At 29.5% G+C, this 17,147-nt stretch carries 12 protein-coding genes and 4 pseudogenes; 14 read left to right on the top strand and 2 right to left on the bottom strand.

From position 1 onward, the window contains the following. Positions 1–122 precede the first annotated feature (122 nt). A complete protein-coding gene (locus ANHYDRO_RS02595) occupies positions 123–476 on the bottom strand; it encodes a helix-turn-helix domain-containing protein (protein ID WP_004813122.1) in 354 nt (117 codons plus the stop codon). 264 nt (positions 477–740) lie between these two features. Here ANHYDRO_RS02595 and metG point away from each other — a divergent pair, with 264 nt between their 5' ends. The 14 genes and pseudogenes from metG (at position 741) to ANHYDRO_RS02525 (ending at position 16,639) form a co-directional block, all read left to right on the top strand. After that, complete coding sequence (gene metG / locus ANHYDRO_RS02590; protein WP_004813120.1) at positions 741–2,678, top strand: methionine--tRNA ligase; 1,938 nt, start codon at positions 741–743, stop codon at positions 2,676–2,678. Next, the gene (locus tag ANHYDRO_RS02585; protein WP_004813118.1) at positions 2,678–3,442 is read left to right on the top strand and encodes a TatD family hydrolase; all 765 of its coding nucleotides are present in this window, start codon (positions 2,678–2,680) and stop codon (positions 3,440–3,442) included. The genes metG and ANHYDRO_RS02585 overlap by 1 nt, the downstream gene beginning before the upstream one ends. 5 nt (positions 3,443–3,447) lie before the next feature. Beyond that, a pseudogene (rnmV, locus tag ANHYDRO_RS02580) lies at positions 3,448–3,977 on the top strand (ribonuclease M5). After that, positions 3,974–4,821 (top strand): annotated as a pseudogene (gene rsmA / locus ANHYDRO_RS02575) (16S rRNA (adenine(1518)-N(6)/adenine(1519)-N(6))-dimethyltransferase RsmA). The pseudogenes rnmV and rsmA overlap by 4 nt, the downstream one beginning before the upstream one ends. Before the next feature lie 75 nt (positions 4,822–4,896). Continuing rightward, positions 4,897–5,127 (top strand): glutaredoxin family protein, encoded by a 231-nt coding sequence (locus ANHYDRO_RS02570; protein ID WP_004813109.1) that lies wholly within the window; start codon positions 4,897–4,899, stop codon positions 5,125–5,127. Positions 5,128–5,406: 279 nt separating this feature from the next. Then, complete coding sequence (ilvA, locus tag ANHYDRO_RS02565; RefSeq protein WP_004813107.1) at positions 5,407–6,591, top strand: threonine ammonia-lyase; 1,185 nt, start codon at positions 5,407–5,409, stop codon at positions 6,589–6,591. After that, a pseudogene (locus tag ANHYDRO_RS02560) lies at positions 6,592–8,023 on the top strand (UDP-N-acetylmuramoyl-L-alanyl-D-glutamate--2,6-diaminopimelate ligase). Next, positions 8,020–9,225, top strand: a complete 1,206-nt coding sequence (locus tag ANHYDRO_RS02555) for an aminoacetone oxidase family FAD-binding enzyme (protein ID WP_004813103.1) — start codon at positions 8,020–8,022, stop codon at positions 9,223–9,225. The pseudogene ANHYDRO_RS02560 and the gene ANHYDRO_RS02555 overlap by 4 nt, the downstream one beginning before the upstream one ends. Continuing rightward, entirely contained in the window at positions 9,218–10,510 is a 1,293-nt protein-coding gene (locus tag ANHYDRO_RS02550; protein WP_004813101.1) for an NAD(P)H-dependent oxidoreductase, read from the top strand. The genes ANHYDRO_RS02555 and ANHYDRO_RS02550 overlap by 8 nt, the downstream gene beginning before the upstream one ends. A gap of 269 nt (positions 10,511–10,779) precedes the next feature. Next, positions 10,780–11,448, top strand: coding sequence for a response regulator transcription factor (locus ANHYDRO_RS02545; protein WP_004813099.1), 669 nt, complete (start codon positions 10,780–10,782; stop codon positions 11,446–11,448). A gap of 186 nt (positions 11,449–11,634) precedes the next feature. Beyond that, positions 11,635–12,387 carry a sensor histidine kinase gene (locus ANHYDRO_RS02540; protein WP_004813097.1) on the top strand — a complete coding sequence of 251 codons (753 nt, stop codon included), beginning with the start codon at positions 11,635–11,637 and terminating at the stop codon, positions 12,385–12,387. A gap of 288 nt (positions 12,388–12,675) precedes the next feature. Then, positions 12,676–13,449: an ABC transporter ATP-binding protein gene (locus ANHYDRO_RS02535; RefSeq protein ID WP_004813095.1), complete on the top strand. Its 774-nt coding sequence runs from the start codon at positions 12,676–12,678 to the stop codon at positions 13,447–13,449. Further along, positions 13,436–14,371, top strand: a complete 936-nt coding sequence (locus ANHYDRO_RS10350) for an FtsX-like permease family protein (protein ID WP_244261620.1) — start codon at positions 13,436–13,438, stop codon at positions 14,369–14,371. Before ANHYDRO_RS02535 ends, ANHYDRO_RS10350 begins: the two co-directional genes overlap by 14 nt. A 1,047-nt stretch (positions 14,372–15,418) precedes the next feature. Next, entirely contained in the window at positions 15,419–16,639 is a 1,221-nt protein-coding gene (locus ANHYDRO_RS02525; protein ID WP_004813090.1) for an erythromycin esterase family protein, read from the top strand. 224 nt (positions 16,640–16,863) lie between these two features. On the opposite strand, the pseudogene ANHYDRO_RS10345 reads toward ANHYDRO_RS02525, so the two are convergent. Continuing rightward, a pseudogene (locus tag ANHYDRO_RS10345) lies at positions 16,864–17,147 on the bottom strand (NAD(P)/FAD-dependent oxidoreductase); the annotation flags it as partial.

Raw genomic sequence — 17,147 nt, 5'->3', positions numbered from 1 at the left:
AAGGCGATTTCTTTTATTATTTCGTTTCTGCCTTTATATATTCATTTCCGCTCTAAGTCTTATTAATTCTTCTCGTTCAGATTCATCAAGTTTTTTGGTTTATGGATATTTGTTTTTCATAGTTATATTCTTAGGTTTACGACCTTTCTTTTGTTTACAAGACCATTATATCCATAAATTTTATACTTGTTAACCCATGAATAAAGTTGTCCAGGATTAATACCGACTTCAATCGCTACAGACCCTATAGTATTTCCAGATAATACTTTGCTTACCACTTCTAGCTTCTCATCAGTTTTCCACTTGATATTATTTCCATGTTTTAAAATTTCTGGACCATGAAGTTGTTCTAATTTAAACCATTTTCTGATTGTATCATGAAATATTTTTTCTTTAATTCCTTCAGGTGTATCTGCCCATTTTCCCTTCTCTGTACAACTGTACACATTCTTTTTAAATTCATAACTATATTTCATAAAATACCCTCCTTACCGGTTTGTCCAGTAAAGATGGTACATATCATAGTTGGGAAAGTGGTGCATGTGATGTAATACTCGACAGCCCCAATAGGGGCATGCCGGTATTAGCGCCTTATAGGGCTGTACAAACTACCAGCTAAGCTGGTAGTTTTGATTATAAAAACTATTTTAAATTGGAAAAAATAGACAAAAACGCTATAATATAAATATATAAAAAGAAAAATAGTTTTATTTTATTTAAATTATTACAAAGGAGATTTTATGGATAAAAACACTTATTATATAACTACACCAATATATTATCCAAATAGCAACCTACATATTGGTAATGTTTATACATCTGTTATTGCAGATGTTTTAAAAAGATATAAAACTTTACAAGGATTTGATTCTTACCTTACTACAGGAACTGATGAACACGGCCAAAAAATCATGAATGCTGCACTTTCTCACGGATCAAAACCACAACCATTTGTTGATAAAATTGCTGCTGAAACTCAAGACTTATTGAAAAAACTTGATATTGATTATGATTGTTTTATAAGGTCAACTGATCCAAAGCATGAAGAAAATGTAAAAAATATTTTCCAATATCTTTATGACAAGGGAGATATTTATAAGGGTGAGTATGACGGATATTATTGCGAATCTTGTGAATCATATTTTACTGAAAGCCAACTTGATGAAGGAAACTGTCCTGATTGTGGAAGAGCAGTTGACCATCACAAGGAAGAATCTTACTTTTTTAAACTTTCTAAATATACTGACAAATTAAAGGAACTTTTTAAAGATCATCCAGAATTTCTTGAGCCGAAATTTAGGCAAAATGAAATGTTAAATAACTTTATTAACAAGGGTCTTGAAGATCTTTCTGTTTCTAGAAATACTTTTGATTGGGGAGTTGACGTTCCTTTTGATAATGAACACGTTGTTTATGTATGGATTGATGCCTTATCTTGTTATTTGACAGCAATTGGCTATGGTCATGATATGGAGAAATTTAATAAATATTGGCCAGCTGGTGTGCATTTGATTGGAAAAGATATAGTAAGATTTCACACAATAATTTGGCCAGCACTTTTGATGGCTCTTGATATTCCTCTTCCAAGAAAAGTTTTTGCCCATGGATGGATTTTATTTGATAATGATAAGATGAGTAAATCCAAGGGAAATATTATGTATCCAGAACCACTTGTAGAACTATATGGAACTGATGCTTTAAAATATTTCCTACTTCGTGAATTTAATTTTGGTTCTGATGGAAATTTCCTTTCAAAGAAATTTATGGATAGGTATAATTCAGATTTAGTAAATGATTTGGGAAACCTACTTTCAAGAACTGTTTCAATGATTTCAAAATATAATGATGGAATAATTAAAAAAGGTTCTGAAACTGATGAGTATGATGAGGATTTAATAAATCTTTGCCATAAAACTTATGATGATTTTACAAAATTAATGGATGATTTTAAATTCAATGAGGCCTTGGAATGTTTGTGGAATCTTGTAAGAAGATCAAATAAATATGTTGACCAAACTGAACCATGGATTTTGGGTCGTGAAGAAAAATATGAAAGATTAAATACAGTTTTATATAACCTTGCTGAATCTTTAAGAATTGTTGCCCAAATGCTTGAGCCTGTTATGAGAAATACAACTGAAGAAATTTTAAAACAATTGGGTCTAGAAAATAAAGGCTTTGCATCTGCAAAAGAATTTGGTCTAATCAAAGAAGGTACAAAAGTAAATAAGGGTCAAAACCTATTTAACAGACTTGATACAGAAAAAGAACTTGAAAAACTTCACGATTTAAACAACAAGCTAGTTGAAGAAAGGCTTGGAGTTAAAAAGGAAGAAAAGAAAGAAGAAGTTCAAGCTAAGGCACAAATTAAAATAGATGATTTTGAAAAACTTGACCTTGTAGTTGGTAAGATTTTAGAAGCTAAGGACCACCCAGATGCTGATAGACTTCTTGTTTTTAAAGTTGATATAGGTAGTGAGACTAGGACAATTGTTTCTGGTATAAAAGAATTTTACAAAAAAGAAGATTTAGTAGGAAAAAATATAGTAGTAATCAAAAACCTAAAACCTGTAAAAATGAGAGGAATTTTATCAGAAGGAATGCTTCTTGCAGCAGGTAAGGATGCAGCTTTACTTACAACAATCAAAGATTGTAAACCAGGTACGGTGATTTCTTAATGAAATTAATAGACTCACATGCCCATTTAACAAGTGATAACTTTAATGAAGACAGATCTTTTCTTATAAAGGATCTGTCTAATTTTGCTGTAAATTGTGTAATAATTCCATCAAGTAATTTAGAAAATTCTTACAAGGCAGTAGAGCTTTCCGAATCTTTTGATAATTTGTATGCTCAAGTTGGTTTTCATCCGGAAAATATAGAATCTTTTGATGAAACTTCTATAGAAAAATTAGAAAATTTGGCGAAAAATCCCAAGGTTGTGGCTATTGGAGAAATTGGCCTAGATTATTATTGGAAAGATGACAACAAGGCTGAGCAAAAGGATGTTTTTATAAAGCAATTAGACCTTGCCAAAAAATTAAATCTTCCTGTAGTTGTTCATTCTAGAGATTCAATTGATGATTGCCTAGAAATTTTGAAAGCTTATCCCGAATTAAAAGTACAAATTCATTGTTTTGCCTATTCATATATGCACTTAATGGAATGTATGAAAAGAGGATATTATATTTCAATCGGGGGAGTTGTAACCTTTAAAAATGCAGAAAATGAAAAAAATGCAGCCATAAATGTAGATTTGGATAAGCTTATGCTTGAAACAGATTCCCCATATCTATCCCCAGAACCTTACAGGGGAAGGAGAAATGATCCTAGAAAAATTGTGGAAGTTGCAAGAGAAATTGCAAATCTTCGTGGGATGAAACTATCAAAGATTGCAAAAAGAACTAGCAAAAATGCCAAAGAATTTTTTAATATAAAGTAGGTAGTATGATAAAAGAAACAATAGTAGTTGAAGGAAAAGATGATATAACAAATATAAAATCTGCCATAGATTGCGAGCTTATAGCAACAAATGGCCTTGCCTTTGGAAAAGATTTGATAGAAAGATTAAAAGAAATCGACAAAAGATGTGGGATAATAATTTTTACCGACCCAGATTTTGCAGGAAAAAAATAAGGGCAAAAATTTCAAAAGAAATACCAAATGCAAAACACGCCTATCTTGATAGGAAAAAAGCCATAAAAAATGGAGATTTGGGAGTAGAAAACGCCTCAAAAGAAGATATAATAGAAGCCCTTAAAAATGCCCATGCAACAAAAAGTGAAAAAAGAGAAGAATTTACTATGAAAGATCTCTTAGACAATAACCTAACCCTTACAAATGATAGTAGAAAGAGAAGGGAAAAGCTTGGCGATATACTTTCTATAGGATATTTTAATTCCAAGCAACTTTTATCAAAATTAAATTCCTTTGGCATAAGCCGCGAAGAATTTGAAAAGGCGGTAGAAAAAATATGAAAAAATTATATTCACCAAAAACAATAAAACTAATCCAAGACCTATATGGTTTTAAATTTACCAAATCTTTGGGACAAAATTTTTTGGTAGACAAAAATTTTGTAGATAAAATTATAGACTTATCAGAAGTTTCTGGCGAAAATATCTTGGAAATTGGACCTGGAATTGGAACAATAAGCCAAGAGATGGCAAAAACTTGCAAGAAACTTGTGGTTATAGAAATAGATAAGACCCTTATTCCAATTTTAAAGGACAATTTGGGAGAGTTTTCAAATGTTGATATCATAAATGCTGATATTTTAAAAACTGACCTTAAAAAAATAATAAAAGAAAATTTTTCTGGAGAAGATTTTAAGGTGGTTTCAAATTTGCCATATTATATAACAACACCAATAATTGAAAAATTATTTGAAGAGGACCTTCCTTGTAAGGATATGACCATTATGGTTCAAAAGGAAGTGGCAGATAGGATGAAGGCTGATGAAAAAAGCAAGGATTATTCATCACTTTCAGTTTTTATAAAATATTATGCAGAAATTACGGGCCAATTTAAGGTGCCAAAATCAGTTTTTATGCCTCAGCCAAAAATAGATTCCCAAGTTTTAAAATTAAATTTGAGATTGTATGATGAAAAAGTTAATAGGAATATTTTATTTTCTATAGTTAGGGCAGGTTTCAATAAAAGAAGAAAAACCATACTGAATTCCCTATCAAGCGTTATAGAAAAAGAAGATTTGAAAAAATATTTGAAAATTTATCCTTAAAGGAAAATCTTAGGGCAGAAAATCTTTCCCTTGATGATTTTATAAATATAGCCAATGAATATGAAAAGATAAAGGGCTAGATTGAAAGAGATTATCAATTGAGTATAATAGTGATGGCAGAAAAATAGATCTAAAAGAAAAAGATTGGAGAAAAAATGAAAAAAGTAACAGTTTATACATCAAATACATGCCCACATTGTAAGGCAGCAAAAAATTATTTAAGAGAAAACAATATTGATTTTGAAGAAAAAAATGTAGACGAAGATAGGTCAGCTATAGATTACCTAGTAGAAAAAGGACACAGGGGTGTTCCTGTAATAAATATTGAAGGTGAAGATATAGTAGGATTTAACAAAGAATTAGTAGATGAAAAATTAGGTTTATAAAATAAGCCATCCCAAGAAATAATTTTTATAGGCTTGGGATGGTTTATTTTTTTGCAAATCTTTATTTTTCAATTGAATTTTTCTATAAAATTAAAAGCAATAAATAAAACGTTTTCTATTTTTTTCTTATAGGGATGATTTTATTTGAGATCAAATTAATGAGAGTAAATCCACAAATTCAACAAAATATTTATTTATCAAAAATCTATTTTATAATTTAAGAAAAACATTCTTATTTTATTTTCCTTGTGATATAATTTAATAAAAAGGAGGCATTTTATGTTTGATTTTAAAAGTGCAAAAAAAAGAGTAGACGAAGCTATTAACCCAACTCATATTTTTTATTCTGAAATTTTTTCAGATTTATCAAAAAATAATGTGTACATAAAACCAGAAAACTTACAAAAAACTGGTTCATTTAAGTTGAGGGGAGCTTATAACAAGATTTCAAAAATGGATGATGAATCAAAATCCGTAGGAATCGTAACAGCATCAGCAGGAAACCACGCCCAAGGTGTAGCATTTTCTGCAAACCACCAAGGCATTAAGGCAATAGTTTGCATGCCAGAAACAACTCCAATGATTAAAGTTGATGGAACTTTAAAATATGGAGCAGAAGTTGACCTTCACGGACAAACTTTTGACGAAACAAATAAATATGCCCAAGAACTTGCCAAAGAAAAAGGCTATACCTTTATTCCTCCATACGATGACGAAGATGTAATTGAAGGACAAGGAACAATTGCTCTTGAAATTTTGGAAAAATTAGAAGATGCTGATTATATTTTAGTCCCAATCGGAGGCGGTGGACTAATTTCTGGTATTGCAAAATGTGCAAAAGAAATTAAACCAGACATTAAAATTGTTGGTGTGGAACCTGCAAATGCTGCTTCAATGCAAGCTGCTATGGAAAATGATGGTCCAATAACTCTAGATTCTGCTGATACAATCGCAGACGGTACAGCTGTTGCAAGAGTTGGAGATATTACATACGAAATTTGCAAGGAAAATGTTGATGAATATATCTCAGTAACAGAAGAAGAAATCATGGTAGCCTTGACTACTTTGATGGAAAAACATAAACTAGTAGCAGAGCCTTCAGGAGCATTGAGTCTTGCTGCAAGTAAAAAACTTGGCTGCAAAAATAAAAATGTTGTTTGTGTAATAAGTGGTGGAAATATTGATATGTCATTTATTTCTCAACTAATCCACAAGGGACTTTATGAAGACGGAAGAATTGCAAGATTTACAGTAGAGCTTCAAAATGCACCTGGAAAGCTTAGAGATCTTCTTGATGTTATAGCTTATACAAAGGCAAATATAGTAGAAGTTATTCACGATAGCCTTGCTGCAACTAGCAGGTATAAAAATATCCAAGTTGAACTAACCCTTGAAACAAACGGAAAAGACCACATCAGAAAGATCAAAGAATTACTTACTGAGAAAGGATACAACGTTCATTAAATGAAAATAGAAAAGATACTAAAAGAAATTTCCTATATATCAAAAAAAAATTCAAAACGATAAAGAAATTATAGGGATTTCTTCAGATTCAAGACAAATAAAAGATAATTATATATTTTTAGCCAACAAAGGATATGAATTTGATGGTCATAAATATATTGATTCAGCAATAAAAAATGGGGCTAATACAATAATTTATACCAATGATGATATAAATTTCAAAGAAGGGATAAATTATATAAAAGTAAAAGACCAAAGACTTGCCCTTGCTAAAATTTCTAATTTACTTTCAAATTATCCATCAAAGTCAATGAGGATGATTGGGGTAACAGGAACAAATGGAAAAACTACAACAGCAAACTTGATTGCCTTTGTCTTGAACAAATTAGGATCACCATGTGCAAATATAGGAACAGACGGTGCTGACTTGATTAATAAGACTATGCCAACAGAGCATACTACTCCAGAAATTACAGACTTAAATGAAATTTTAATAGAAGCTAAAAAAGAAAATATTAAAAATGCAGTAATGGAGACTTCATCTCACGGCTTGTACCTAAAAAGAAATTATGGCATAGATTACGAATACGGAGTATTTACAAATCTTTCCATGGAGCATATGGATTTTCATAAAACAATGGATAATTATTTTAAAGCAAAAATGATTCTTTTAAATAATTCCAAAAAACAAGTTGTAAATCTTGATGATGATTATGGAAAAAGGGCCAAGGAAATTTTTAAAGATGCCCTAACAATTTCTATAAATGAAGATTCAAAATATAGGGCCAAAAATATAAAAAGAGTAGACTTAGGCTTAGAATTTACAGTAAATGGGGTTAAATTTCACCTAAATAGGTTTGGTCATTACGATATTTACAATTCTCTTTGTGCCATAGCCATAGCAAATGACTTAGGATATAAATTAGAAGAAATTTCAAAAGCCCTAGAAAATTTTATCGGGGTAAAATCAAGGTTTGAATTTATAGAAAATAAACTTGGCATAAATATAGTAGTAGACTTTGCCCATACTCCAGAAGCCTTTGAAAATCTTTTTAAAGACTTACCAAAAGATAAAAAAATATACGCAGTTTATGGGATAAATGGTGATAGGACTTATGATATAAGAAAGGCTGTTGGGAAGATATCAGCAAAATACGGGGTATTTTCAGTAATAACAACAGACGATCCAAAGTTTGACACTTTTGAAAATATTTCACAACAAATAAAAGAGGGTGTTGATGAAAATAAGGGTGAGTCTATAATCATTAAAGATCGAAAAGAAGCCATAAAATACGGTATAAGCCATGCAAAAAAAGGTGACTTTGTCTTTATGCTTGGAAAAGGTGAGGAAAAATTTTTAAAATTTAATGCAAATATCAAAACCTACTACAATGAAAAAGAAACCATAAGGGAAGTTTTAGAAGAATTATGAGAATTTTTGTAATAGGAGCAGGGGTAAGTTCGCTTGCCTTCTGCTCTTTTTTAGCTAATAAAAACATAACAGTTATAGAATCAAACAAAGACAGCGGTAGAAAGCTCCTTGCCACAGGAAATGGCAGGTGTAATTTTACAAATTTAAAGCTTTCTTATGAAAACTATTATTCAAAGGAAAAAGACTTTATAAATTATTCCTTGGATAATTTTTCCAACAAAGATTTGATAAAGTATTTTGAATATTTGGGCATAGATTGGACGAGCTTGCCATCAGGCAGGTGCTATCCAAAGACTATGAGTGCCCAAAGTGTAAAAGATTCTTTAATGATGAAGGCAGAGGAAAATGCAAAATTTATATTTAATGAAAAAATAAGGGATATAGATTTTGATAAAAAACTCATAATATCAGAAAATAAGAAAAAATATAAGTATGATATCCTAGTTATAGGATCAGGTGGCATAACTTTAAAAAATTCTGGTTCTGATGGGTCTATTTTAGAAATTTTAAAAAATCACACAAAAATAGAAGAAATTACCTATGGAATAACAAATTTTAAGGCTAAAAATCCCCTATCAAAAAGGGCAAAAGGTGTTAAAGTAAATGCAAGAGCAAGTTTAATAATAGATGGGAAATATAAAAAATCATCACAAGATGATATAATTTTTCAAAATTATGGGCTTACTGGAACAGCAATTCTTGATCTTTCAAACCAAATTTCCCTAGCCCTTAAAGATAAGAAGAAAGTAAGGCTTGACATAGACTTTTATCCAGAGTATAAAAAAGAGGGACTTTTATTAAAATTAGAAGAAAAAGTAAAAAGATTTCCTCAAAGAAGTATAGAAGAAATATTAATAGGAAATTTAGATAAAAAACTCATAATTGATATAATAAAAAGGGCTAAAATAAATCCTGGAGAAAAAAATATATCAAGAAATGATTTAAATAAGCTAGTAAATGTTTTGAAAAATCTTTCATTTGATATTATCGATATTAATGATAAGAAAAACGCCCAAGTGAGTTTGGGAGGAGTATCTTGTGGGGAAATTGACAAAAAAACAATGAAGTCTTTAAAAATAAAAGATTGTTATTTTATAGGCGAGGTAATGGATGTTGGTGGAGATTGTGGTGGATATAATATTCAATGGGCCTTCTCATCAGCAAAAACTGCCTCAGAAGATATAAGGAGATTAAATGTTTAAGATAAATAGAAAGCTAAAAGAATTAAAACACAACGGTGAAAGAATTTCTTTGGCAATAATTGGTTGTGGAAAAATGGGTGCAAGCCTTATAAATCAATTGGGAGATATAGATGCAATTGAAGTTTCTCTTGTAGTAGAACATACACCAGAAAAAGCAAAAATTGCCCTAGTTGATTCAGGAATTTCTGAAGATAAAATAATAAACACAGACTCATACGATGAGGCCTATGAGGCTTTGAACAAGGGATTTGTAGTAGTAAGTTCAAATTACAGACTAGCTTACAAACTTTTACAAATTACAGCTGTAATTGATGCTACAGGAAACCCACCATTTGGAGCAGAAATCGCAGCAAAATCAATTCAATATCATAAACATTTTATAACACTAAATGTAGAATGTGATGCAGTAGTTGGACCAATTCTTTATGATATGGCAAAAAAAGCAGGAGTTGTTTATACTGGAATTGCAGGAGATGAACCAGGATCAATAATTGAGCTTTGTGATTTTGCTTATGGAATAGGTCTTGAAATATTAGTTGCTGCAAAAGGAAAAAATAACCCATTAGATAACTATGCGAATGCAGAAATCTTAAAAGATGAGGCAGAAAAAAAGGGACTTTCACCAAGAATGCTTACAAGTTTTGTTGATGGAACAAACACAATGATAGAATTAAATTCAGTTTGTAACTGTCTAGGATTTTTACCAGATACTTTTGGATGTCATGGAATACCAACAAGTCCAGAAAAAGCTGTAGAAGATTTTAAACTAAAAGAAGATGGGGGAGTTTTATCATCATACAAAACAGTAGAATTTTCTCCAGGAATGTCACCAGGCGTATTTTTAATTGTAACAAGTGATAAAAAAGAAGTAAGAGATTTGATGAAGTTTTTAGGCTTTGGAGATGGTCCAAATTATTTATTAAATAGACCATATCATTTAACAAGTCTTGAAACACCAATTACAATTTATAATGCTGTAATGGAAAACGAACCAACAATAGCACCCCTTCATGGTCAAGTTGCTGATACAGTTTCTGTTGCAAAAAGAGATATCAAAAAAGGCGAATATCTTGATGGAATAGGATCAGATAAGGTATTTGGAAAATTAACAGATCATACAAGATCCATAAAAGAAGATCTTCTTCCTATTGCTCTAATAACAAAAAATACAAAAGCGATTGTAGATATTCCAAAAGATACTGTAATAGATTTATCAATGATAGAACTTGATGAAGAAGAAACAATAACAAAATTAAGAAGAAGACAAAATTCAATGAAATTATAAAAATATAGACTGCAAATGCAGTATCAGGTTGTTGACAAACTAAATTTATTTCCATTTCGAGTGAACGTAGTGAGTCGAGAAATTTCTTGAGATCTCTCAGCTCCTTGCACACTATGGATCGGGATAGACAACCGAAACGGGCGTTTATTTGTCTGATCTAGATGGGAAAAGTTTTATTTTGTTAACAGACTGGAAGCCGAAAGGCTTCTTTTTTTGTGGGAATTTTTAAAAAATATTAAAATCTATTATAATAATTTTAAGGAGTTATTATGGATATATTTATTGTTGAGGATGATAAAAAAATTTGTGAGGAGCTTTCTTTTCAGCTTGGTCTTTTAGGATATTCTTGTTTTATGCCGGATGATTTTTCTAATATTTTGGATGAATTTCAAAAAAGAGATTTTAAGCTTGTTTTGATGGATTTGAAGCTTCCTTTTGAAAATGGCTTTTATTGGTGTGAGAAAATTAGGGAAATTTCTAATCTTCCTATAATTTTTATAACAAGTGCGTCTGATGATATAAATTTAATTAATGCCATAAATTATGGGGCAGATGATTTTATTTCAAAGCCTTTTTCTATGCAGGTTTTAAATATGAAAATCAAGGCTCTTCTTAGGAGGTCTTATGATTTTTCTGGGAATAATTTTAATCTTTCTTATAAAAATATTTCTTTAATTAAGGATAAGATGATTTTAAAAGTTAATGACAAAGAAATAAATCTTTCTAAAAATGAATTTTTGATCTTGGAAATTCTTATGGAAAATCCTCAAAAAATTGTTTCAAGAGAGCTTATCATGGATAAGCTTTGGGCTACTGATTCTTTTATTGATGATAATACTTTGACTGTAAATATCAATAGACTTAGGAAAAAATTGAAAGATTTTGGCTTAGATGATTTTATTCAAACAAAAAAGGGAGTTGGATATTTTATAAAATGAAAAATTTAAAATTGTTTTTTAGCATTAATAGGGCTTATATTTTTTCCTTTTTATTTTTTTATCTCATCTTTAATATTTTCTTTGGCCTTTCCTATAGATTTTAGGATTTTTTCCTATTGCCTATTAATTTTATTTTTTATATTTTTATTTATAGGAATTTTTAGATTTTTTAAGGCGAAAAAGTGCTTGGAAAAAAAATCTTTTTCTTTTTTTGAAAAAAATATTTATGAAAGACACTTGAAAGATATTTTTGAAAGAAAGGAAAAGGAGATAGAAAATCTTAGAATTTCTAGTAAACTAAGGCAAAATGATTTGGAAAATCTTTTGACTATTTGGACTCATCAAATAAAAACTCCCCTTTCTAGTATTTCTCTAATTAGTGAGAGGGAAGAAAATTATGACATAAAAAGAGAACTTATTAGGATTGACGATTATATTGCCTCAATTTTATCTTTTATAAAATTGGGTCAGGACAGTCTAGATTATTCTTTCAAATCCTTTTCTATTGAAAGGCTGATTAAAGATATTGTAAAAAGATATAGGAGTTTTTTTATCCATAAAAATTTAAAATTAATCCTTGATATAGAAGATGAAAATATAATTTCAGATTCCAAATGGCTAGGACTTGTTCTTGAGCAGGTTTTGTTTAATGCTATAAAATATACCGATAAGGGTTTTATTAAAATTTCCTACCACAATTCTATCTTAAAAATTGAAGATTCTGGAATAGGTATTAAAAAAGAAGATTTGAAAAATATTAATAAATTTGGTTTTAGTGGAGATAGTGATAAAAGAGATGCAAATTCAACAGGCATAGGACTTTTTTTGGTTAATGATATTTTAAAAAAGCTTGGATATGAATATAAAATTGATTCTAAGGAGAAAGAGGGAACTGTGTTTTCTATTAATCTTAAAAAATCTGGTATTATTGAAAATTAATCGGAATTTGCCGATTTAGACTATTGACAAACTAAAAATTTGACCATTTCGACCGAACGTAGTGAGTGGAGAAATCTCATGAGATCTCTCGACTACGCTCGAGATGGGTTGTAGCGTAGTTTAATTTTTAAATTAGTAATGAATTACTAAACCGACTATGTATAAATTATGAATCGGCATTTGCCGATTTTTTTTAATCTTACAAAATGTAAGTTTATGGGAAAAATTGTAAGTTTAGATTAGGGATTTTTTATTTTATTTTTTGTAATATAGGCTTAGGAGGATCATATGAATATATTAGAAGTTAAAAATTTAAGAAAAGTTTATAATAGTGAGGATAAAAATACTCAGGTTGTTGCCTTAAAAGATATTAATTTTGAGGTCGAAGAAGGAGAATTTGTTGCCATAATGGGCGAAAGTGGGTCTGGGAAATCTACTCTTTTAAATTTAATAGCAAGTCTTGATACTCAAACGGCTGGAGATGTAATTTTATCTGGTGAAAATACAAAAAATAAGAGTGATAAGGAAAGGGCAAAATTTAGGAGGGAAAAATTGGGCTTTGTCTACCAAGATTTTTCGCTTTTATCTTCTTTAAACAACAGGGATAATATATTTTTGCCTTTGGTTTTGGCAAATGAAAAATATAAAATTATGGAGGAAAAATTGAATCCACTTGCAAAGGCCTTAAAAATTTCTGATCTCTTGGATAAATTTCCCTACCAAATTTCTGGAGGACAAAAACAAAGGGTTGCCGTTGCAAGATCTCTCATTACAAATCCAAAAATATTACTTGCAGATGAACCGACAGGAGCCTTGGATTCAAATTCTTCCATGGAGCTTTTAAATATTTTTGAAAAAATAAACAAAAATGGACAAACAATTCTTATGGTTACCCATTCTACCATGGCTGCTGCAAGGGCCTCTAGGGTTTTATTTATAAAGGATGGGAAAATTTTCTATGATCTTTATAAGGGAGATAGGACAAATGATCAAATGTATGAAAAATTGGTCAAATCTCAAATGATGATTTTATCTGGAGGTGAGGGATTTGAACAAGCTTAATTTTAAAATGGCGACAAGGGGAATAAAAAATAATAAATTCTTGTATTTTCCTTATATTTTGGCATCAAGTTTTATGCTTTTCATTTTTAATCTTTTAATAGATTTAAAAAGTGAAAAATTTATTCTAGAATCTAGAGGAAGCGCTATAATAGAAAGTCTTTTGGAAATGGGTTCATGGATTGTGGCGATTTTTTCTCTGATTTTTCTTGTCTACATGGCAAAAACCATTGTCAAAAATCGCTACAAGGAATTGGGACTTTTGTATGGACTTGGTATGGACAAAAAATCTTTAAGAAAAATTCTGATAATAGAAAATTTAATTTTAGGAATTTCTACTTTGATAATTGGAACATTTTTTACAATTCTTTTGGGACCTCTTTTCATAAATTTGGTTGCAAGAATTTTAAAAATTCAAAGTCAAATCAAACTTTCTATAAATTTTTCTAAGTTAATTTTAGGACTTATTATTTTTGCTATAATCTTTATTCTAATAACTTTGATAAGTTTAAATTCGATTAGAAAAACAAATCCGATTGAGCTTTCAAAACTTTCCCAAAAAGGAGAAAGTGAACCAAAGGCGAATGTGATTTCTATGATTTTAGCCATAATTTTAATTGGCTATGGTTATTATACAGCCCTTTCAATTAATGGGGGAATATTTCAAGCTCTCCCAAAATTTTTGCCAGCAAGTATAGCAGTAATAATTGGAACATATTTTTTCTTCAGGTCTCTTGTTATTTGGATTTTAAAACTTTTTAGAAAAATAAAAAATTTATTACAAGGGTACAAATATGACCTTTATAGGAGAGCTTATCAAAAGAAGCAAGGAATCTGCCATGGCCCTTTCATCAATTACCATTATCTCTTCTCTTTTTCTTTTAAGTTTTGTGGTTATGAGTGCTATGTTTGTTGGGAAAAATGATTTATTAGATAGGATTGCCCCAAGTGATTTTTTGATCCAATACCAAGAAAATGATAAGGAAAGTGAAAAATATGGAAAAAATTTACTTGAAAAAAATATTGACAAGCAAAAAATAGAAAATCTTGGAGAATTTAGAAGAAAGGGTCTTGTAGTTAGTGAAAAATCACCTGGAAAATTTTCTATCATTGAAGATGATGATTTAAGAAAAACAATAATGGATGAAAAAACCAAAATTATTTCCCTAACAGATATAAAATCTTTTAATATGGCAAATAAGACAAATATTTCTCTTAAAAAGGATGAGGCTATAGTTTTTGATTCCAAAGCAAAAAAATACGGAAAAATTTCTTTAGAAAATCAAAATTTGAAAGTAAAAGAAAATGTAAAAAATACCTCCTATGTCCTAATGGATCCTACAACAAGTCTTTTTCACAATATTCTTGTAGTTGTAGATGATATGGATGAATTTTCAAAAAAAATATCTGATGGTGAAAATATTAAGACTTTCCCTAGTGTGTCGGGAATATATTTTGACTTAAAAGATAAAAGTCAAAAAAATATTGACTACATGGACAAAAATTTGAATAAAAATATATCTGATAATATTTTAGTAAAAAATTCAATAGAAAATAGGAAGGAATTTGATAAAATCCATACAGGAGCCTACATTGTTGTTCTTATTTTAGCCCTAGTATTTTTAATCTCAACCATAATTGTAATTTATTACAAACAAGCAGCAGAAGGCCTTGAAGATGGAAGAAATATAAAGATTTTACAAAAAGTTGGAATGAGCAAAAAAGAAATAAAAATTCAGTCAAAAACAAAACTATTTTACGTTTTTGGTCCCTTAATAATTTCAATAATCCATATTCTAATCGCATCAAAACTTGCCTTTGGCATGATTCAAATGTTTGCCATGCTTGAGCTTAGAAAATTTATTGAAATAGAGGCGATTTGTATAATAATTTTCTCATTAATTTATATAATGATATTTAGAATAACCCTTCCAATATATTTTGAAATGGGAAAATTAAATAAGGAGTAAAAATGAAAAAAATATTTAAAATTCTACTGTATATAATAATTTCAATTTCAGTATTAGGATTTTTGTTTATATTTTTGTGGACAAAAATTCCAGAATTTAAAGCTAAAAAAGAAATTTCTGATTTAGGAAAATATGCTCAAAAAATAGAAGATATAAAAATCGACGACCAAGTAGAAATCATTGGTCTTGGCGAGGCTACACATGGAAATAAAGAATTTCAAGAATTAAAATTAACCTTGTTAAAAAAATTGGTAAAAGATGAAAATGTTAGGGCCTTTGCCTTGGAATGTGATTTTTCAGAAGGAATGGAGATAGATTCTTATGTAAAATCAGGAAAATTTCAAAAAAATCCATCAAAAATTTTTTCTTTTCCAATTTATCATACGAAGGAAATGAATGATTTAATAAATTGGATAAAAAAATACAACCAAAATCACGACGAAAAAATTTCCTTTTACGGTTTTGATATGCAAAATCCAGAAAAATCTGTAAATCTTGTAAAAGATTTTGTAAAAAAAGAAAATATTGATTTTAACATAAAAAGTCTAGAAATTTTAGAAGAAGATAATATTTCAATAAAAGATCCGAAGATGAAAATTTTGGAAGAAAATTTAAAAAAATTAGATGAAAAACTTGATAAAAATACAAAAGAAAAAAGACTTATAGAAAATATTCTATCAAGTTTTCCATATTATAAAATGGTTGGAGATTATGTAAAATCAAGTGAATATAGGGATAAAAAAATGGCAGAAAATGTTTCTTGGATAAAAGATTATGAAAAAAATTCAAGAATAATGATAGCAGGCCACAATGGTCATATTGGAAAAAAAGAATCAATGTATAAAAATATGGGAGAAAATCTAAGTGAAAAATATAAAAAATCATATTTTCCAATAGGAACAGATTTTTATAAAACAAAGGTAAATATAAAAACTATGCAAAAAAATCAAAGGACAATACAAAAATTTATATCAGCAGATCCTTTCGCCTACCAGGCAAAAAATTATAAAAATTCCTATTATTTAGATTTTTCAAAAGTAAAAGATGGAGATAGCAAAAATCTCCTAGATTCAAAAATAAAAATGGGCTCATTAGGCGAAGGCTACACTTGGGTAATGAAATTTGTCCCATACTCATACAGAATAGAAAAGTCTCCAAAAGAAATTTTTGATTCAATGATTTTTGTATATGAAACAAGTCCGATTGAGATTATAGAAAATTAAGAAAAGCTCTTGGTTTAGCCAAGAGCTAAGAGCATAGACAAGTATGAATTAGATAATATTTATTTGAATAAATTAAGCTAAGTACCATCTCGACTAAGTGAGTGAACGAACGCATGGAGAGATCTCAAGAGATTTCTCCGCTCGTTGCACTCGGTCGAAATGGGTGAAATACAATTTGTCAACAGTATGAGCTCTTGGTTTAGCCAAGAGCTTTTTCTTACATACCAAAATTTCTTTCCAAGTTTTGTATTTTTGGATCTTCTCCTTCAAATACTATTTTTTAACGTCATTTTGGAATTTGTATATCCTTGTAGAGGATTCCTCCCAAATATTTTCCTTCTTTTTGTAATAATTTATAAACTTTTCTCCGTCTTCTTTTTAACTTCTTCTATTCCTTCGCCCTTATTAAATCCTGCTGAAAATAGTTTTATGTCTCCAAGAAGAAGGGATGAGAATGGTTTGGTGTTGGTAAGTTTATCATCACCTGTCATATTACTTCCAGCAATTT

Source organism: Anaerococcus hydrogenalis DSM 7454 (assembly GCF_000173355.1).
GTDB classification, from domain to species: Bacteria; Bacillota; Clostridia; order Tissierellales; family Peptoniphilaceae; genus Anaerococcus; species Anaerococcus hydrogenalis.
Note: the sequence above shows the minus strand (reverse complement) of the source record. Positions and strands in the feature narration are given on the sequence as shown.